At 60.9% G+C, this 20341-nt stretch carries 16 protein-coding genes; 10 read left to right on the forward strand and 6 right to left on the reverse strand.

Features of this window, described 5'->3' with window-relative positions:
• The first annotated feature begins 98 nt into the window (after positions 1-98).
• The 7 genes from QEO92_RS23425 to QEO92_RS23455 all read left to right on the forward strand — a co-directional run bounded on the left by QEO92_RS23425 (position 99) and on the right by QEO92_RS23455 (position 6013).
• Entirely contained in the window at positions 99-326 is a 228-nt protein-coding gene (locus QEO92_RS23425) for a hypothetical protein (protein WP_037154090.1), read from the forward strand.
• 130 nt (positions 327-456) lie between these two features.
• Positions 457-1062 (forward strand): 3-isopropylmalate dehydratase small subunit, encoded by a 606-nt coding sequence (leuD, locus tag QEO92_RS23430; protein WP_227704612.1) that lies wholly within the window; start codon positions 457-459, stop codon positions 1060-1062.
• A 17-nt stretch (positions 1063-1079) separates the two neighbouring features.
• Complete coding sequence (locus QEO92_RS23435) at positions 1080-1469, forward strand: RidA family protein (RefSeq protein ID WP_037154086.1); 390 nt, start codon at positions 1080-1082, stop codon at positions 1467-1469.
• A 114-nt stretch (positions 1470-1583) separates the two neighbouring features.
• A complete protein-coding gene (gene leuB / locus QEO92_RS23440) occupies positions 1584-2696 on the forward strand; it encodes a 3-isopropylmalate dehydrogenase (protein ID WP_227705245.1) in 1113 nt (370 codons plus the stop codon).
• 130 nt (positions 2697-2826) lie between these two features.
• A complete protein-coding gene (locus QEO92_RS23445; RefSeq protein ID WP_227704613.1) occupies positions 2827-3642 on the forward strand; it encodes a phosphatase PAP2 family protein in 816 nt (271 codons plus the stop codon).
• Positions 3643-3955: 313 nt separating this feature from the next.
• Complete coding sequence (locus tag QEO92_RS23450; RefSeq protein ID WP_037154082.1) at positions 3956-4990, forward strand: aspartate-semialdehyde dehydrogenase; 1035 nt, start codon at positions 3956-3958, stop codon at positions 4988-4990.
• Between the two features lie 195 nt (positions 4991-5185).
• Entirely contained in the window at positions 5186-6013 is an 828-nt protein-coding gene (locus QEO92_RS23455) for a lytic murein transglycosylase (RefSeq protein WP_037154080.1), read from the forward strand.
• A 3-nt stretch (positions 6014-6016) separates the two neighbouring features.
• Here the strand turns inward: QEO92_RS23455 and QEO92_RS23460 are convergent, their stop codons facing one another.
• Together QEO92_RS23460 and pdxY are read right to left on the reverse strand one after the other, a co-directional pair.
• A complete protein-coding gene (locus QEO92_RS23460) occupies positions 6017-6691 on the reverse strand; it encodes a carbonic anhydrase (RefSeq protein ID WP_037154079.1) in 675 nt (224 codons plus the stop codon).
• A 67-nt stretch (positions 6692-6758) separates the two neighbouring features.
• The gene (pdxY, locus tag QEO92_RS23465) at positions 6759-7628 is read right to left on the reverse strand and encodes a pyridoxal kinase PdxY (RefSeq protein ID WP_227704614.1); all 870 of its coding nucleotides are present in this window, start codon (positions 7626-7628) and stop codon (positions 6759-6761) included.
• Between the two features lie 174 nt (positions 7629-7802).
• On the opposite strand from pdxY, the gene QEO92_RS23470 reads away from it, so the two are divergent.
• Positions 7803-12563, forward strand: a complete 4761-nt coding sequence (locus tag QEO92_RS23470) for an NAD-glutamate dehydrogenase (RefSeq protein WP_227704615.1) — start codon at positions 7803-7805, stop codon at positions 12561-12563.
• A gap of 36 nt (positions 12564-12599) precedes the next feature.
• A complete protein-coding gene (locus QEO92_RS23475; RefSeq protein ID WP_227704616.1) occupies positions 12600-14000 on the forward strand; it encodes an MFS transporter in 1401 nt (466 codons plus the stop codon).
• Between the two features lie 8 nt (positions 14001-14008).
• Here the strand turns inward: QEO92_RS23475 and purH are convergent, their stop codons facing one another.
• From purH to htpX, 4 genes are all read right to left on the reverse strand, one after another.
• On the reverse strand, positions 14009-15625 hold the full coding sequence (gene purH, locus QEO92_RS23480; protein WP_227704617.1) for a bifunctional phosphoribosylaminoimidazolecarboxamide formyltransferase/IMP cyclohydrolase: 1617 nt from the start codon (positions 15623-15625) through the stop codon (positions 14009-14011).
• Between the two features lie 166 nt (positions 15626-15791).
• Positions 15792-17474 (reverse strand): heparinase II/III family protein, encoded by a 1683-nt coding sequence (locus tag QEO92_RS23485; protein WP_227705246.1) that lies wholly within the window; start codon positions 17472-17474, stop codon positions 15792-15794.
• Positions 17475-17573: 99 nt separating this feature from the next.
• On the reverse strand, positions 17574-18875 hold the full coding sequence (locus QEO92_RS23490; RefSeq protein WP_227704618.1) for an RsmB/NOP family class I SAM-dependent RNA methyltransferase: 1302 nt from the start codon (positions 18873-18875) through the stop codon (positions 17574-17576).
• 95 nt (positions 18876-18970) lie between these two features.
• A complete protein-coding gene (gene htpX, locus QEO92_RS23495; RefSeq protein ID WP_037154067.1) occupies positions 18971-19945 on the reverse strand; it encodes a zinc metalloprotease HtpX in 975 nt (324 codons plus the stop codon).
• A 111-nt stretch (positions 19946-20056) separates the two neighbouring features.
• Here htpX and QEO92_RS23500 point away from each other — a divergent pair, with 111 nt between their 5' ends.
• Positions 20057-20275: a DUF1674 domain-containing protein gene (locus QEO92_RS23500; RefSeq protein WP_227705247.1), complete on the forward strand. Its 219-nt coding sequence runs from the start codon at positions 20057-20059 to the stop codon at positions 20273-20275.
• The last annotated feature ends 66 nt before the right edge of the window (positions 20276-20341 follow it).

A 20341-nucleotide genomic window follows, 5' to 3' on the forward strand; every position in this document is an offset into this window, starting at 1 on the left:
TGCCAATCTTTTAAGTCTGCGGCAATACCGTTCCGTGCAAGACCTCTTGCAAGAAAGGGCGGAAGGGCCCACATTCTTCGATAAGAAAGGTTTGGACCATGCAAAACATCCGCGCATTCTTTGTCATCGTATCGGCAATTGCCGTGCTTGCCATGGCAGCGCTTCTGACAGCTTCTCTGACCGTAGCCTTTGTCGGCATCCTCGCGGTTCTTTCCCTTGGACGGGCGCTTTCGGCGCGGCTGAAGCCGGTTCCGGTACGCGCAAAGGCCAGCAAGCGCGAAATGCGCGTCTGGAATGACGGCCGCGGCACGATCATCGACCTTTGATCCCTGAAAGCCATAAATAGACCGTTCTCAGCCTCATTGGCGTACCGGTTGAAGGCAAACAGGCCTTCAAATCCACGCAGATTTGCTTTATGGCAGCTTCCGCAGATGTAGTCCCACGTGGAGGCAGATCATGGAAAAGTTCACCAAGCTCACCGGCGTCGCAGCGCCGCTTCCGGTCGTCAATATCGACACGGACATGATCATTCCGAAGGATTACCTCAAGACGATTAAGCGCACCGGCCTCGGTAAGGGTCTTTTCGCGGAGGCCCGTTACAACGAAGACGGCACCGAAAACGCAGATTTCGTGCTCAACAAGCCCGCCTACAGGAATGCCAAGATCCTGGTCGCCGGCGACAATTTCGGCTGCGGCTCATCCCGCGAGCATGCCCCTTGGGCGCTTCTCGATTTCGGCATCCGCTGCGTGATTTCGACGAGCTTTGCCGACATATTCTACAATAACTGTTTCAAGAACGGCATCCTGCCGATCGTCGTCAGCCCGGAAGACCTGGAAAAGCTTATGGACGACGCCGAGCGCGGTTCGAATGCGGTTCTCTCGGTCGACCTGGAAGCGCAGGAGATCACCGGCCCGGATGGCGGTGCGATCCATTTCGATATCGATCCCGGCCGCCGTCACATCATGCTCGAAGGCCTCGACGACATCGCTTCGACGCTGAAGAGCGACGCGGCGATCAGCAGTTTCGAGAACAGGAACCGCACCGCGCGCCCCTGGCTCTGATTTCCGGAACGCACCCGATGGTCAAATGGATTTCCTCCGGATCGCCCTTCGAAGCGCGGATCGGCTATTCGCGCGCAGTCGTGGACCGCGACATGGTCTATGTTTCCGGCACCACCGGCTACGACTATGCGAAGATGGAAATGCCGGATGACGTTTCGGACCAGACGCGAAACGCGCTCGGCACGATCGAAAAGGCTCTGAAGGAGGCCGGCAGCGGCCTGCGGGATATCGTGCGGGTGCGGTATTATCTCACAGACATGGCCGATTACGATGCCGTGGTCGAAGTGCTTGGCGCGACTTTTTCCGAAATCCGCCCGGCCGCAACCATGGTCGTCTGCGGCCTCACGACACCGGAAATGAAGATCGAAATCGAGGTGACGGCCCGCATCGGGGCCGGCAGTTCGTAACCCCTTTTCCGACCTCGTCCTTCGGCAGGCTCGGACGAGGTTTAGCCAGGCGCAGGCAAAAAGCCACGCGCGGGAGGACGAACGAGCCTGCGAAACCCGCAAGGACACCATCTGATTATGGCAAAGAACCTCTTCCTCCTTCCCGGCGACGGCATCGGCCCCGAGGCCATGGGCGAAGTCCGCAAGATCATCGACTATATGAACAGCGCCATGAAAGCCGATTTCGTGCTCGACGAAGGCCTGGTCGGCGGCTGCGCCTACGATGCCCATGGCGCCGCGATCTCCGAAGAGGATATGACCAAGGCTATGAAGGCGGACGCGGTGCTTTTCGGCGCCGTCGGCGGACCGAAATGGGATCACGTTCCTTATGAAGTGCGCCCGGAAGCAGGCCTGCTGCGCCTGCGCAAGGATCTGGAACTCTTCGCCAACCTGCGCCCTGCAATCTGCTATCCGGCGCTCGCCTCTGCCTCCTCGCTGAAACCGGAACTGGTGGAAGGTCTCGACATCCTGATCGTCCGCGAGCTCACCGGCGGTGTCTATTTCGGCGAGCCGAAGGAGATCATCGACCTCGGTAACGGCCAGAAGCGCGGCATCGATACGCAGGTCTACGATACCTACGAGATCGAGCGCATCGCCAGCGTGGCCTTCGAACTCGCACGCACCCGGAAAAATGCCGTGTGCTCCATGGAAAAGCGCAACGTCATGAAGTCCGGCGTGCTCTGGAACCAGGTCGTTACCGAGACGCACAAGCGCTCCTATCCAGACGTGAAGCTCGAGCACATGCTGGCCGATGCCGGCGGCATGCAGCTCGTGCGCCAGCCGAAACAGTTCGACGTGATCGTTACCGACAACCTCTTCGGCGACATGCTCTCCGACGTCGCCGCCATGCTGACCGGTTCGCTCGGCATGCTGCCTTCCGCCTCGCTCGGCGCGCCGGACGCTAAAACCGGCAAGCGCAAGGCTCTCTACGAGCCGGTGCATGGCTCCGCGCCCGACATCGCCGGCAAGGGCATCGCCAATCCGATCGCCATGATCGCTTCCTTCGCCATGTGCCTGCGCTACTCCTTCAATCTGGTGAAGGAGGCCGATACTCTGGAAAAGGCGATCGCAAACGTACTCGACCAGGGCATCCGTACTGGCGATATCATGGCCGAAGGCTGCCGCAAGGTCGGCACGTCCGAAATGGGCGATGCAATTCTCAAGGAATTCGCGAACCTCTCTGCTTGATCCATTTGCCGGTCCCTTCCATCCTGAGGTGGAAGGAGACCGGCCTCAACGACTGGTTTTTACCCTTTCGGCACCCCATATCGGGCACCTGCGAGAAAACAGGAATGAACCTGTCGACGGATAGAGGTTAATGAAGCGGACAATCAAAAAGCTGAGACATCGCCGTTATCGCTATCGTTCAAGCCCGCCTTTGCCCCGCTGGTGGCCTTATGTGCTCATTGCAGTCAATCTGGTTCTGATTGCCTTCTTCCTGCTCGATGCCCCGGTTGGCTTCTATGCGGCCCATACGCCCTATATCTTGCGGCCAATCGGCCGGACCATCACGGACTTAGGCAAATCCGGTTGGATCCTCTTTGCAAGTGCCCTCCTGTTCTTCGAAGCCCTCGCCGTCATCCGGCTGGCGCCAACCCTGAAGGCACGTTTCCGGGCCATTCTCGTCAGCCATATGGCGTTTTATGTTTTCGTCTCGGTCGCCGGTTCGGGGCTCCTCGTCAACCTGGTGAAGCGCATCATCGGACGTGCGCGGCCTGGTCTTTATGAAGAGTGGACTGCCTACGGCTTAAATCCCTTTTCCGGCGCTCGATTTGAAAGCTTTCCGTCCGGCCATGCCACGACGGTCGGCGCATTCCTGATGGCCATGGCCTTGTTGGCACCGCCCTACCGCCTGCTCTTCCTGATCATGGGCCTTTGGCTTGGATTCTCCCGTGTCATCGTTGGTGCTCATTACCCAAGCGACGTGATTGCCGGCCTTTCCTTCGGCGCGTGGTTCTCGGTGACGATGGCGATCGTCTTTGCCCGTCATGGATTGCTTTTCCGGCAGGAGCCCGACGGCTGGCCGATTTTGCGCCGACCGATCCCTCTGCTGACGCGTCCGGATTGGAAGAGCGCCCCCTTCCCGCCGCGCGGTGTCCCGCCGAAACGAGAAATGGAAGAAACCGCGGGATAGACGAAAAGCAGCTTGGGCAAAACGCTTGCTTGACTCATCCCGAAAATCTTCTAAACAGCTTCGCGAACGGGAAAACAACCATATGCGTGCCTGCGAATTCAACATCGCTCACTGTGCACTGCCGGACGATGAAGCCGCGCAGCGGGTATGTTTTTCCGCTTTCTCCAAAACCAAGGCCAAAACGACGACGAAAACCGTCTGACGTCTCAGGCCCGCCGCTCTCTCCCCGGCAAGGCCGGGGACAAGGAAATCCGCGGATGCGTCTGCGGCTTCCCCCTCACCGGATGGAGGAGAGACAGAAAGAGAGCACAAAATGGGTTTCAAGATCGCAGTCGCCGGTGCAACCGGCAATGTCGGCAGGGAGATGCTGTCCATCCTCGCGGAACGCGGCTTTCCAGCCGGTGAAGTCGTAGCGCTGGCTTCAGCCCGCTCGCAGGGCACGGAAGTTTCCTTTGGTGACAAGACGCTGAAGGTCTCCAATCTCGAGAATTACGATTTCTCCGATACCGACATCTGCCTGATGTCGGCTGGCGGCGACGTCTCCAAGAAGTGGTCGCCGAAGATCGGCGCGCAGGGCTGCATCGTCATCGATAACTCGTCCGCCTGGCGCTACGACTCCGAAGTGCCGTTGATCGTGCCGGAAGTAAACCCGGATGCAATAAGCGGCTTTTCCAAGAAGAACATTATCGCCAACCCCAACTGCTCGACCGCCCAACTCGTCGTGGCGCTGAAGCCGCTGCATGACTTCGCCAAGATCAAGCGCGTCGTCGTCTCGACCTATCAGTCCGTCTCCGGCGCCGGCAAGGAAGGCATGGACGAACTTTTCACCCAGACCCGCGCCGTCTTCGTTGCCGACCCGATCGAGGCGAAGAAGTTCACCAAGCGCATTGCCTTCAACGTCATTCCGCATATCGATGTGTTCATGGAGGACGGATATACGAAGGAAGAGTGGAAGGTTCTTGCCGAAACCAAGAAGATGCTCGACCCGAAGATCAAGGTGACCTGCACCGCCGTGCGGGTTCCGGTCTTCATCGGTCATTCGGAATCGGTCAATATCGAATTCGAGAACGAGATCACCGCCGACCAGGCCCGCGATATCCTGCGTGAGGCCCCGGGTTGCCTGGTCGTGGACAAGCGCGAGAACGGCGGCTATGTCACGCCTTACGAATGCGCTGGCGAGGATGCGACCTACATTTCCCGCATCCGCGAAGATGCAACAGTTGAAAACGGTCTCAACATCTGGGTCGTTTCCGACAACCTGCGCAAGGGTGCCGCGCTGAATGCCGTGCAGATCGCCGAGTTGCTCGTCAATCGTGGCCTGATCAAGCCTCGCAAGGCCGCCGCCTGATTGGTGATAGCTTTATTAAGCATATTCCGATAGAAACTCCTGCCAGATATGGCGGGAGTTTCTCGTATTCGAGACACTTCACAAACTATTCATGAGCGGGTGAGTTGCTAATATTTGCAACCACCGCCATAAGGCCGATAACATATTCCCGGGCGCTTGCAGCCGAGCGCTCCGGCTCACGACGGGCTAACCGCAATGAAGAAGATTATACTGGCAGGACTGATCGCAACTGGTTTTCTGAGCGTCACTCCAGCCTTGGCCGCACCTCAATGCGGCAACGACTCCTCTGGTTTTGCCCGCTGGGTTGAAGACTTCAAGCGGGTTGCCCCCTCAAGCGGCGTCAACCCGTCCGTCGTCGAAAGGGCGTTCGCCAACATCTCCTACAATCGCGAAACGATCCGCGCCGACCGCGGTCAGAAGAGCTTCAAGCTCTCCTTCGATGAATTCATGCGCAAGCGTGGTGGCGCGACCATCATCTCCCGCGGCAAGAGCATGAGGTCCGGCAATGCCTCACTCTTCGCTTCGATCGAACGCCGTTACGGCGTGCCCGCCGGTCCGCTGATCGCCATCTGGGGCATGGAAACGGGTTTTGGCAGCTTCATGGGCAACCAGCACACGCTGTCGGCGGTCGCCACGCTCGCCTATGACTGCCGCCGCTCTGCCTATTTTACTGAGCAGCTTTATGCCGCTCTCCAACTCGTCGCCCGCGGCGATCTGAGCATTTCTGCCCGCGGCGCCGCTCATGGAGAAATCGGGCAGACCCAGTTCCTGCCGTTGAACGTCGTCCGTTACGGCACCGACGGTGACGGCGACGGCCATATCGACATGGTCCGCTCGCGCGCCGACGCGCTTGCCTCGACCGCCAACTTCCTGCGCGGTCATGGCTGGAGGGCCGGTGCCGGATACCAACCGGGGGAACCGAATTTCGCCGCCATCCAGGGCTGGAATGCCGCCTCGGTCTATCAGCGGGCGATCGCCCATATCGGCGGCCAGATCGACGGCCTGCAGACGAGTTCCCGCTGAGATTCAGGCCGAGGCTTGCTCGGCCTCGATCGGCGGTTCGTCGAGATCGGGGCGGACAAAATCGCCCTTACTGTTCATCACCCAGAGTTCCCCGGTGGAAATATCGAACCAGGCACCATGAATGCTGAGTCCGCCTTCCTCTCCGCGATTCTTCACGAAAGGAAATGTCTGCAGATTGGCGATGGAATTACGGATGGAGACCCGTTCCAGCGCCGTCTGGCGTTCGGCCGGCGTCATGAACGCGTTATTCTGGATCTGTTCAGCCGCGGGCCGCACGAGGCTCATCCATCTGCCGATGAAATCGCCCGGCGACAGCGGTTCCGTGGAGGGATCCAGCGCCGCCTGAATGCCGCCGCAACGGCCATGGCCCATGACAACGATATTGCGGATCTTCAGGACTTGAACCGCATATTCCAGCGCGGCCGAAGTGGCATGAAACTGGCTATCCGGCTCGTAGGGCGGCACCATGTTGGCGACATTGCGCACGACGAAGAGCTCGCCGGGACCACAGTCGAAGATGGTCTCCGGAGCAGAACGTGAATCGCAACAGGCGATGACAAGGGTGTGAGGTTTCTGCCCGGTCTCCGCCAATGCCCGGTAGCGATCGCTTTCGTCGCTATAGCGCCCGTTCATGAAGTTGCGATAGCCCGCCAGAAGTCTGTCTGGAAAGTCCGTCATGTACCAAGGATTATAGTGCCGCTCGCCGAAGATCAACGGTCATTCTACAATTGCGAGACTGGCCGGCTTATCGCTTCACCCGTTGCAACGGATGCACCAGCCGGCGCATTTGCACCATGGCCATGGGCGAGGAAAGGCTCGACGCATCCGTTTCGAGCGTCAGCTCGTCGCCGCCACGCTTGGCCGTGCGAGCGAGAATCTCGAAAACGCTGGCGGTGGCAAGCTGCAGCGCTTTTTCCTCGTCCATGCCTGCAAGGATTCGCCCCAGGAAAAGTGCGCTCATGAGATCACCGAGACCGTTCGGCGGATTGTCGATCAGCCGGTGCTCGGCAAGCAGTGCGTGTTTTCCGGTGAGATAGAGGTTTCCCGTCCCGCCCGCCATCATCGGCACGGCCGACGTCACCAGGATGCGAGGCGGCCCGAGCGCGACTGCCGCGTCCATGATCGCGTTGTTGGTTTCGAGCGGCGCACCGGAAAGCCAGGCCAGCTCATAGCGGTTCGGGGTCGCGATTGTCGCGAGCGGGATGAGCTCGTCGCGGATCGCTTCCGCTGTCGGCTGCGGGATATAGAGTCCGCCGAGATCACCCATGACTGGATCGCAGATATAGAGAAGGTCGGGATTTCTCTCCTTCAGCGCGCGGATGAGCCGCGCAACCGAGCGCGGCTGGGCCGCATTGCCGAAATAGCCGGTCAGCACCGCCTTCACCTCGCCGAGCCATGGCGCGCGGATGAGATCGCCTATAGCCTTGTCGAAGTCTGATTCGGGAAAGGTCAGCCGCGTGGAAGGCCCGTGACCCGGATGCCAGGGAAGGACGATGGTCGGCATGGCCCAAACGGGAAACCCGAGGATTTCCAATGCGAAGACGGCGGCTCTGTTGCCGACCGAGCCCCGCACGACATGGCTGGAGATGACGATGACGGCATTGCTGGTATCCATGGGTCTGATTTCCCGCTTCGAGGCCCTGTTGATGGTTTCTTCGGCCGGTTATGTCAACAAGGCTTCACGGAAGAATGGAAGGTCTGTTGCGCACTGACATGGATCGGCCACGTTGCCGCATGATGACATGAGATGAATTTATTCGATCTTTGAACGGAAAAAGGGGAGAGGGGCATGGCCGCCAGGCAGAATCCGAAGCGGGAAAAGCAGATCGAAAGCGCACGCAAAATCGCCGCTGAAAGCAAGGGACCGCATCTCGATCCGTTCATTCTGTTTGGCCGGGCCAGCAATGACGACCTTGAGAACTATACGCCCGAAATGCTGGCCCGCTCGGCGAGACATGCGGCCGAACGGTTGCAGGCCTGGACACGGATCCGGGCGGATATCACGGTGGAGACCTTGTCCGGCGTTGAGCCGAACAGCGTGCCGGTTTCGGTGCTGACCGTCGTTGACCGGAACATGCCCTTCCTCTTCGATTCGATCATGGGCGAGGTGACCGCGACCCATCGCGACCTCTTCATGGCGGTCCACCCGATCCTCAATTTGGAACCGGGAAAAGAACCGGTTCTGCGTTCCAGCGAGCAGCCCGGGAATCCGGCTCATCATGTGAGCCTCATCCAGATCCACATTGCGCCGCTGAACCGGGAACAGGCGACGGCGCTCACCGAGCGTATCCGCCACATCCTCGACCAAGTGCATCTGGCGATCACCGATTGGGCCTCCATGTTGGAGGTGCTGGAGGGGGCAGCAAAGCAGCTCAACAATTCCGCGAGCCGTAAAAAATCTGATCGGGAGGAGGCGCTCGCCTTCCTTAACTGGCTACGCGACGACAATTTCACCTTCCTCGGCATGCGTGAATACGTCTATTCCGGCAAGGGCCCGGAAGCGAAGCTCGAACGCGGCAAGGGCCGCGGCTTGGGCATCCTTTCCGATCCGGACGTTCTCGTGCTGCGCCAGGGCAAGGACGCGGTGATGACAACGCCGGAAATCCTGGAATTCCTCGACGGACCGGATTTCCTCATCGTCACCAAGGCGAATGTGAAATCGGTCGTCCACCGACGAGCCTATATGGACTATGTCGGCGTCAAGCGCTTCGATGAAAAAGGCGAGGTCGTCGGCGAATTGCGCATCGTCGGTCTTTTCACGGCGACGGCCTACACTCACTCCGTTCGCGAAATCCCGCTTCTGCGCGCCAAGGCGGCCCGGATCGAGGAGCATTTCGGCTTCGACCCCGACAGCCATTCCGGCCGCATGTTGGAAAACACGCTGGAATCCTATCCCCGCGACGACCTTTTCCAGATCGATCCGGACCTGCTTGCGAGGTTTTGCGAGCAGATCATGGAACTGAGCGAACGCCCCCGCGTCCGGATATTGCCGCGCATCGACCATTTCGACCGTTTTGTCTCGGTGATCGTCTATGTGCCCCGCGAGGACTATAATTCGCTGGTCCGCGAGAAGGTGAGCGATTACCTCGCCAGTGTCTATGACGGCCACGTCTCCGCCTATTATCCGGCCTTCCCGGAGGGCGGGGTCGCGCGCGTCCATGTCATCATCGGCCGGCGCGGCGGCAAGACGCCACGAATCGCCCAGGTGAAGCTGGAAGAGGCGATCCGCCTGATTGCCACGCCCTGGGAAGAACGTTTCGCCACGCTGGCGAAAGAAGGCCCGCGCCTTTCCGTCACTCAGGCCTTCCAGGAGACCTTTACCCCCGAGGAAACCTTTGCCGACCTGCCCGATGTTGCCGCCTGCGCCGCCGGCGAGACGATCCGCATCGCCTTCTACCGCCGCCCGGACGAGGCCGCAAACACCGTCTCGCTGAAGATCTTCCACAAGGATCAGCACTTGTCGCTCTCCCGACGAGTGCCTTTGCTGGAAAACCTCGGATTCCATGTCGTCAGCGAGCAGACGTTCGAAATCCATGTCGGGCCGGAAAGCAAGCTCGTCGTGCTGCACGACATGGAATTGCAGCTTGATAACGCCCGCGCGGTCGATCTTTCCCGCGAGGGGCCGCTGCTCGAGGAGGCATTCCTGTCCGCCTTCGGCGGCCTGATCGATAACGATGGCTTCAATCGGCTCGTCCTGCTCGCCGGTCTTTCAGCCCGCGAAGTCACGGTCTTGCGCGCCTACGCCAGATATCTGCGTCAGGCCGGCATCGTCTACTCGCAGACCTATATCGCCGATACGCTCACCAGATATCCGGCGATCGCCGCCGCCATCTTCCGCCTTTTCCGCGACGGCTTCGATCCGAAAATTGCCGAGAAGACCCGCGCCAAGAAGCTCGCGGATATCCATGCGGAGATCGAGGAGGCGCTTTCCAGCGTGCCCAACCTGGACGAGGACCGGACATTCCGCCGGTATGTCAATGCGGTCGATGCGACGCTGCGCACCAACTACTTCCAGCGTGAGGCCGACGGTTCCACGAAGAAGATGCTGGCGTTCAAGCTCGATCCGAAATTGCTCGACGGCCTGCCGGAACCGCGCCCCTTCCGGGAAATCTTCGTCTACGGCACGGAAGTGGAGGGCGTACACCTGCGCTTCGGCAAGGTGGCGCGCGGCGGCATCCGATGGTCCGATCGCGGCGAGGACTATCGCACCGAAATTCTCGGCCTCGTGAAGGCGCAGCAGGTCAAGAACGCCGTCATCGTGCCGGTCGGCGCGAAGGGTGGCTTTTTCCCGAAGGCGCTGCCTGCGGGCGGCTCGCGTGAGGAAATCTTCAATGCGGGGAAAGAGGCCTACAAGACCTTCATCCGCACGCTCCTCTCGATCACCGACAACATCACCGGTGCGGACGTGGCCGGCCCGGAAAACACGATCCGCATCGATGGCGACGATCCCTATTTCGTCGTGGCGGCCGACAAGGGCACGGCGACCTTCTCCGACACAGCCAATGCTCTGGCGCAGGAAGCCGGCTTCTGGCTGGACGACGCCTTCGCCTCCGGCGGTTCCGCAGGCTACGATCACAAGAAGATGGGCATCACCGCTCGCGGTGCCTGGGAGGCCGTGAAACGGCATTTCCGGGAGAGGGACATCGACATCCAGACGACGCCGTTCACCGTCGTCGGCGTCGGCGACATGTCGGGCGATGTCTTCGGCAACGGCATGCTGCTGTCGCGTAAGATCAGGCTCGTTGCCGCCTTCGATCACCGCGACATCTTCATCGATCCCGATCCGGATACCGAAAAGTCGTTCGCCGAGCGGGAACGCCTGTTCGCGCTGCCGCGCTCGAGCTGGCAGGATTACGACCGCAAGGCGCTCTCCGAAGGCGCGATGATCATTTCCCGTTCGGAAAAGTTGGTAAAGCTGACTAAGGAAGCCGCAGCGGCAATCGGCATCGACAAGACGGCCGCAACGCCCTTCGAAATCATGATGGCGATCCTGAAAAGCCAGGCCGACCTGCTCTGGTTCGGCGGCATCGGCACCTACATCAAGGCGACGTTCGAGACCGATGCCGAAGTGGGCGACCGCGCCAACGATCCGATTCGTATAGCGGCCGACGAAGTGCGCGCCAAAGTGATCGGCGAGGGTGCCAATCTCGGAATGACCCAGAAGGGCCGCATTGCCTATTCGCTTGCCGGCGGCCGTTGCAATTCCGATGCGATCGACAACTCCGCCGGCGTCAACTGCTCCGACGTCGAGGTCAACATCAAGATTGCGTTGAATTCGGCCATGCAGGATGGACGCCTGACGCGCGACAAGCGCAACCGCCTCCTGGCCTCGATGACCGACGAAGTGGCCGGCCTCGTCCTTCGCAACAACTATCTCCAGCCGCTGGCGATCTCGCTGGCGGAACGGAAGGGCCTCGCCAACCGGGAGGAATTGTCCCGCCTCATGTCCGTGTTGGAGGCCCGGGGTCACCTGAACCGCAAGGTGGAAACCCTGCCGGACGATGCCGAACTCGCGGAACGGTATCTGTCCGGCCGGCCGCTCACCAGGCCGGAAATCGGCGTGCTGCTCTCCTACGCGAAGATCGTGCTTTTCGACGCGCTGGTCGAAAGCAGCCTTCCGGATGATCCCTATTTCTCCGCGGTGCTGCAGGCCTATTTCCCGGCCAGAATGCAGAAGCCTCATGCGGCTGATATCGCAAACCACCGCCTGCATCGCGAGATCATCGCCACCGTGCTCGGCAACGAAGCGATCAACCGCGGCGGGCCGGGCTTCATACAGCAGATGAGCGACATGACCGGGGCCACGGCCGCGAATGTCGTGAAAGCTGCCTTCCTTGCGCGGGACGGTTTCGACCTGCCGAAGCTGTGGGCCGAGATCGACGCGCTGGACGGAAAGATTGCCGGCCAGACGCAGAACGATCTTTATGCCCGGATCAGCGAAATCTTCGCAGAAGCCACGCGGCTCATCCTTCAGACACAGGTCGGTACGGGCGACATGGATGGGGCGATGAGCCGGCTCAAGGCTGCGATCAAAGGATTGCGCTCCTCGATCAACGGCGCTGGCGCCGTTGAAATGGCCGCTCGTGCCTCTGAGCTTGAAGCCCAGGGCGTTCCCGCTTCGCTCGCCCGGGAGGTCACGCTGCTTTCGATCCTTGTCCTAGTGCCCGAGATCATGCTGATCGCCGACCGGACCGGCGAGACCATGGCGCGCGCCACCGAAAGCTATTTTTCGGCAACCGAAACCTTCCGTGTCAACCGGCTCCTCGCGACCGGCAGCCGGATCGGCACGTCGGACCACTATGAAAGCCTGGCGCTTTCCCGCAGCCTGCAGCAGATCGCTGCGGCCCGACGCGATATCGTCATCACCGCGCTGGGCGCCTATCCGAAGGAGAAGAAGCCGCTGGAAGCCTGGGTGAGCAATGATCGCATGCACGTGAACCGCATCGGCGCCGAACTGGTGGCATTAAGCGAAAGCAGCGATCTGACGCTTCCCAAGATCATGGTTGCGGCGGGCCTGCTCAGCGATCTTGCGCATGGCCCGGTGGCGTAGCGCGGGTGCTGAGAGGTGGCTGACGTGGGGGAAAAGATGGCCGTTTCTCACATGGATAATGCGCCGGTGAAAACGCAACGGCGCGGTATCTGGGGCTGGATGCTCTTTGACTGGGCGGCGCAGCCGTTCTTCACGGTTGTCACCACCTTCGTCTTTGGCCCCTATTTCGTGTCGCGCCTGACCAGTGATCCGGTTTCAGCGCAGGCCGCCTGGAGCAACATGGCGACGATCTCCTCGATCGTCATCGCCATCCTCTCACCGGTCCTGGGCTCGATCGCCGACCAGTCCGGTCCCCGCAAGCCATGGATCGCCGTCTTCGCCGCCATCAAGATCACCTCGGTCGCCCTGCTCTGGTTCGCAGCTCCCGGCTCGCCGATCATCTGGCCGATCTTCTTCATGATCTTCGCTTCGATCGCCGCGGAATTCTCGACCGTCTTCAACGATTCCATGATGCCGCGCCTGGTTTCCAAGGACGAAATCGGCAAGGTTTCCAACATTGCCTGGGGTCTCGGCTATCTTGGCGGCATGATCGTGCTGATGGCGGTCGTCGCACTGCTCGCCGCCAATCCGGAAACCGGCGTGACGCTGATCGGCCTGCCGCCGCTCTTCGGCCTCGACCCGCATCTTGGCGAAGACGCCCGCATCACCGGCCCCATATCGGCCCTCTGGTATTTCCTCTTCATCCTGCCGATGTTCCTCTTCACACCGGATGCGGGAAGGGGCGCACCGCTCGGCAAGGCCGTCCGCTCGGGCCTGCGCGAACTCGGCGGCACCTTGCGGGAACTGAAAAGGCGGACCGGCATCACGAAATTCCTGGTCGCGCGCATGCTGTATCAGGATGGCGTCAATGGCCTGCTCATTCTCGGCGGGACGTTTGCGGCCGGCATGTTTGGTTGGGCAACGATCGAGATCGGCATCTTTGGCATCATCCTGAACGTCGTGGCGATCTTCGGTTGCATCGCGGCCGGTTGGTTCGATCGATTCCTCGGATCCAAGGTCGTCGTGATCATCAGCCTGATACTGCTGCTTGTCGCAACACTCGGCATCATTTCCACAGGCCCGGGCTTCGTCTTCTTCGGCCTTCTCCCGCTCTCGATGGAAGACAGCGGCGGTCTGTTCGGCACGGCCGCAGAAAAAGCCTATATTCTCTTCGGGCTGCTGATCGGCCTCGCCTTCGGCCCGGTCCAGGCTTCATCGCGATCCTATCTGGCGCGCAGCGTCAGCCTATCCGAAGCTGGCCGTTATTTCGGCATCTACGCGCTTTCCGGCCGCGCCACGAGCTTCATGGCAACGCTCTTCTTCTCGATAGTGACCTATGCCAGTGGCTCTGCCCGGCTCGGCATGTCGACGCTGATGATCTTCTTGCTGGCCGGCCTGGCGCTCCTGCTGATCACACCCTATCCCGCCGATAAGCCGAAGCAGACTCCGGCTCAATAGCTTCGGTCCTAGTGCCGGAAATGCCGCATGCCGGTGAAGACCATCGTGACATTGTGCTCGTCGGCGGCGGCGATCACCTCCTCGTCCCGCATCGAGCCGCCTGGCTGGATGACGGCCGTAGCACCAGCCGCGATCGCCGACAGCAGCCCGTCTGCAAAAGGGAAGAAAGCTTCGGACGCGACAGCCGATCCCTTGGTCATCGGCTCGGCCCATCCCATGGCCTTGGCCGCCTCTTCCGCCTTGATGGCGGCGATGCGGGCGGAATCGACCCGGCTCATCTGGCCGGCGCCGATACCGGCTGTCTGGCCGTCCTTCGCATAGACGATGGCGTTTGACTTCACGTGCTTTGCCACCTTGTAGGCGAACTTCATGTCTTCCAGTTCGGTTGGCGTCGGCGCGCGCTTGGTGACAACGCGCAGGTCGATGTCCTCGATCATGCCGTTGTCCCGGGTCTGGACGAGGAGGCCGCCGGAAACGGTCTTGGCCGTGATACCCCGCGAACGCGGGTCCGGCAGGCCGCCGGTCACCAGCAAGCGGAGGTTAGGCTTCTTGGCAATCACCGCTTTCGCCTCTTCCGAGACTTCCGGCGCGATGATGACTTCCGTGAAGAGCTTCACGATTTCTTCGGCGGTCTCGCCGTCGAGAAGTTGGTTGAGTGCAATGATGCCGCCGAAGGCAGACGTGGAATCACAGGCAAGCGCCCGCAGATAGGCATCCTTCAACGTCGGACCGGTCGCGACGCCGCAGGGGTTCGCATGCTTGATGATCGCGCAGGCCGACGCTTTTTCCGGCGAAAACTCCGCGATCAGTTCGAAGGCGCCGTCGGTATCGTTGATATTGTTATAGGAAAGCTGCTTGCCCTGCAGGAGTGTGGCGGTCGCGACGCCTGGGCGGTTCTCACCGGTCACGTAGAAGCCGGCGCTCTGGTGCGGGTTTTCGCCATAGCGCATTTCTTCCTTCAGAACGCCGCCGATTGTCCGGTAGCGCGGCATTTCAATGTCGAGCGCCTCGGCAAACCAGTTGGAGATTGCCGTGTCATAGGCAGCCGTACGGGCATAGGCCTTGGCCGCCAGCTTCTGGCGGAAAGCGTAGGCCGTCTGGCCGTCGCTGGTGCGCAGCGCCTCGATCACTGCCGGATAGTCGGACGGATCGACGACAATCGTCACATAGGCATGGTTCTTGGCGGAAGCACGGATCATCGCCGGCCCGCCGATATCGATGTTTTCGACCGTTGTCGGATAGTCGCCGCCGGCGGCGCGCACTTCCTCAAATGGATAGAGGTTGATGACGGCGAGATCGATGCCTTCGATGCCGTGTTCCTTCATTGCTGCCACATGCTCCTGATCGTCACGGATGGCCAGCAATCCGCCATGCACGTTCGGATGCAGGGTCTTTACCCGGCCGTCCATGATTTCCGGGAAACCCGTGACCTCCGAGACGTCCGTGACCGGCAGGCCGGCGGCCGCAATCGCCTTGTGCGTCCCGCCCGTCGACAGGAGTTTCACACCCTGGGCGACCAGCGCCTGGGCAAGTTCGACAATGCCTGTCTTGTCGGAGACAGAAAGCAGCGCGGTCCGGATTTTCACGCGGTCGGGAGCAGGGATTTTCTTGGAAACGACAGCCATCGGTCTCTCCTCAAAATGCGCCGCTGAACCCGGCGCCATCAAAAGATGGCCGCCGGTTAGCATAGCTTCGCTCCTGAGGAAACGCCTAATCCATCTCCCCCGGAAGTGCGGGCCGGTTTCGGCATAACGACAGGTAGAATAACAAGAGATTGAACCGCGCTGCGCGTTAATCTCCGCGCCTCAGCATCCAGCGGATTTCCGATGTCTCCGGTGGCGAAAATTCGATGACGAGCTGCTGACTCGGCCTGACGCCGGAGACATCTGCAAAGAAGATATCCTCCTCTATCAGCACATCGAGACCGGGGGCGGCAAAAATCCAGGTCTCGCCATCCGGCGCCCGCATGACGACGCTTTCCTCATCGCGCCGGGAAAGCACGATAGCCGGATGGATATGAAAACGCGCCGCAGCCGCGAATGGCCCGGTTTCGGGTCCTTTGTCCTCCGGCAGGAACAACCGGTCATGGCCCTTGATCTTGTCGCCCTTGACGTTGAGACCGATCTCACGTTCGTGAAAATAGCCGAACTCGCGCACATAGCCATTGTGGCGAGCGCGCAGCCAGTCGTTGCCATGCATATCGTCCCACCGCTCGACCTCCACCTCCGATACGCCGCCGAGCAGGATCGGCCCGGCAAACTTGGAGCGGACGATGCGGCTGGACGAGGTCTCGTTGAGTGTCACGGTCGAATGGGCAGCCGTCGACCGGGCGACCTGCCGGTAGCTGCGGCTGGCATATTTTGGTGCTCCGCAGTTAACGATGAAGCGGTGCCGACCGGCTGACATCTCGAAGGAAAGACAGCCGGCATGCGCACTGCGCGAAAGTTCGGCGGAAAGCGAATGCCCTGTATCAACGATCAGCGTGGTCCCTTCCACCGAAAGCCGGTGATAGTTCATGTGCGGCAGGGCCTTGAATGGCTTGCCTGCGGTCTCGTCATATCTCAGGACCGACATCAGCTCGCTCGCTGGCGTCGAACTCGCTCCGTTGAACAGCGCAAGGTCACCGTCCTGATGCCGGAAGAACCGAAGCGCCGGATACATGCGGTCGATCGTCGGAATGAGTTTCTGCGGTAGATCGTGGCCGAGGTTGATATAAGTCTGGCGAAGAGGCAGGAGATCGATCAGGAGATTGAGGACCGCGCGGGGATTGCGCGATATGTGGCCGCCATCCGCCATGATCTGCCGCTCCAGTTCGCGGTCGAGCCGGATGCCCTCGCGACGTATATGGGCGGCCCGCGCCGGCATCGAAACCGAAGCCATCGCAAGCGCGATCCTGAGTCTAAGCCGCGTCTCGCCTTCTGGCAGGCAGCCGGCTATCTTCCTTAGGTATCCGACCTGGTAGGCAAGGCTTCTCATGAAGCGCCGATAGAATCCCGCCTCCGCTCCCTGCAGCACCACGGTTGAATGAGAGAGCCAGGCGATCACCCGTTCTGCTGCGACATTCGCCTCCCAGGCAATGCCTTTCGGACGCCGGCCATGCAATGCGATCCAGTCTGACACCATCTGCCGTGCATGGGCGCAGGTTGCTTCCGTCTTGTTGGTACGGATATGCCTGAGCCAGGCAAAGGAATGCAGCCGCTCGGCGAAGGCCCGGGACGGAAGCTCGATGGAAAAGGGCGACTCACCAAATGTTTCGAGAATTCTCCCGGCCAGCGGGAAACGATCTTCCAGGATTTCTTCCGCCACGAAAGAATCGAGCGCCCTCAGATCCGTCGGCGCGACAATCAGCCTGTCCGGCACCTGAAGGGCAGAAGATGTCACAGCCAGACGAATTCCGGCAGACCGCCGGCAAAGGCGGCGCCAGATTTCCCGAATGCCGTAGGAGAAAAGCCTCCGGCGATCCGCGAGCCGCATCGTCAATCTGGAACACTCCGCAGGAATCCGGTCTCCGCCTGTCGGCGGGAATCACTTTAGATCATTCGAAAGAATGCGCGCCGTATGGTGAATAAAGCCTTACCGACGCTGAAGCACACTCGCGAAGAACCCGTCCATGCCGCCCGCAAAATTTTCGTCGCCTGGCAGCATGGCCGGCGTGGTGCGGAATTCTCCGAGTGGCGAGATTGCTTCTCCAAGCCCTGGCCAGTCCCTGGGATCTACGGGCAAACGCTGCAGGTCCGGATGATCCCCGAGCACGCGCGCAACCAGTTCCTCTCCCTCAGACGGATCGAGAGAGCAGTTGGAGAAGACGATCATGCCGCCCGGCTTCACCAGCGTGACGGCGTGGCGCAACATCCTTTCCTGCAATGCAGCGAGCTTGGCGATATCCTCCGGCCCCTTGGTCCAGAGCACGTCCGGATGCCGGCGCGTCGTGCCGGTGGAGGAACAGGGGGCATCGAGCAGCACGCCGTCCAGCGGTTCCTCCGGGCGAAAATCGAACAGATCGCCACCCACCAGATCGGCCTGGAGCCCGAGTCGCTTCAGGTTTTCCTCAAGCCGGACAAGCCGGTTGGCGGACTGCTCGACCGCCATCACGTGGGCGCCGGCAAGAATGAGCTGCGCCGTCTTGCCGCCCGGCGCCGCACAGAGATCGGCCACCTTTTTCCCCTTGAGATCGCCGAACAGTCTGGCGGGAATGCTCGCCGCCGCATCCTGCACCCACCACGCTCCCTCTTCGAACCCTTCGAGCGCGGACACCGCCCCCTGAAAAGCGGCCAGCCGGACGCTGCCGGTCGGCAGGACCTTGCCGCCGAGTTTTTCCGCCCAAGCTTTGGGATCGGATTTCACCGTCAGGTCGATGGCCGCAGGCACGAGTTGCGCCTCCGCGATGCGCTCGGCCTCTGCCTCGCCATAGGCGGCGACGAGCCGCTCGCGGAACCAGGGTGGCACCGGCGAAACCGCGGCGGTCTTCGAGAGCATCTCCTCCCTCTCCCGCACCATCCGGCGCAGAACCGCATTCACCAGCTTGGCGAAACGGCGGTTACGGGGATCGCGATTGGCCTGCTCGACGGCGAGGTCGACCGCCGCATGCGAGGGAACATCGAGATACAGGATCTGCGCGGCGGCCGCGACGAGCACGTGATGAAGCGCACGCGCGCCTTCCGGCAGGGGATTATCGATTAGGGAAGCGATCGCCGCTTCTATGCGGGGCAGATGGCGGAGCGCAGAGGTCAGGATCGCCCGCGTCAGTGCCCGGTCGGCGTCATTGAGCGCCCTGTAGGCGGGATTGCCATGGACCGGATCGAGCATGCCATCGAGCGAAATCTTTTTATCGACGACGGCCGCCAGCAGTTTGGCGGCCGTGGCTCGAACCTCCAATCCGGGCTTCGGAAGGCTTTCGCCTCCAGCAGTGGGGGCCGTTTCTCTGCGGTATCCCGGTGGTTTGGAAGGTTTCTTTTTTTTCTTCTTGTCGTTCAAGACCAGGGACCTTTGCGCGGTTCGTCCGAGCCGCGGCCCCAGCCGGAATTTGAGCCGGTATTCGGGACGGAGCGCGCGGTGCGCTGCGGTCTATCAGTCCCGAACCCGGCCGTCGAGGTGGCCTGGCGGAACTCGCCCGCCATCTGCTGCAGGGCGGCGATACGGTTTTCCGTATTCGGGTGCGTCGAGAACAGATTGTCCATGCGCTCGCCCGAGAGCGGATTGATGATGAACATATGAGCTGTCGCCGGATTGCGCTCGGCTTCATAGTTCGGGATCACATGTGCCGCATTGGCGATCTTGGCGAGCGCCGAGGCCAGCCAGAGCGGGTTGCCGGAGATTTCCGCGCCGCGCCGGTCGGCCGAATATTCGCGCGTGCGGCTGATTGCCATCTGCACGAGCATCGCCGCAAGCGGTGCGACGATCATCGCCACCAGCACGCCGATGAATCCGAGCGGGTTGTTGTTGTCGCGATTGCCGCCGAAGAAGAAGGCGAAGTTGCCGAGCATGGAGATTGCGCCGGCAAGTGTCGCGGTGATCGTCATGGTCAGCGTATCGCGGTTCTGGATATGCGCGAGCTCGTGCGCCATCACACCGGCGACCTCTTCATGCGTCAGGCGCTGCAGCAGCCCGGTCGATGCGGCAACGGCGGCATTCTGCGGGTTACGGCCGGTCGCAAAAGCGTTCGGCTGCGGATTGTCGTAGATATAGACCTTTGGCATAGGCAGGCCGGCATTGGCCGCAAGATCGCGGATCATGGTGTAGAATTCCGGCGCGGTGCGCGCATCGACTTCCTTGGCGTGATAGGCCGAAAGCACGAGCTTGTCGGAATTCCAGTAGGAAAACACGTTCATGCCGGCAGCGATCAGCAGGGCGATCATCATGCCGCTCTGCCCGCCGATCAGGAACCCGACCCCCATGAACAGGGCCGTCATGAAGGCCAGAAGCATGGCGGTGCGTATCATGTTCATCGTCATCTCTCCAGTTGCCGGTATTACGAGGGGTTTTACCATGCCGGCGAACGTCCTATCATGTGGTCAATTCAACCACAGTTTTCAATAAACCATCCAGTGATGGAAAAGATGCAAGATCCAGACAACGATAACATCGACAAGACACCGGAAGAGAGCGCTGTAGGGAAACCGCTATCCCCCGCGGCGCAACGCGCCCTGAAGGAAGCCGAAGAACGCCGGCAAGCTGCCGCCGATGCGGAGATGCCGAGGGAAATCGGCGGCCGCGGCGGCGCGGATCCCGCCCGCTTCGGCGACTGGGAGATCAACGGTCGCGCTATCGATTTCTAGGGCGAGGCGGATTGGCCAACGCTTCACTTCACATAAGCAAATATTCCTATTGACTTCGACCGAAGT

Origin of the sequence: Neorhizobium petrolearium (genome assembly GCF_029854435.1) — a bacterium.
GTDB classification, from domain to species: domain Bacteria; phylum Pseudomonadota; class Alphaproteobacteria; order Rhizobiales; family Rhizobiaceae; genus Neorhizobium; species Neorhizobium petrolearium.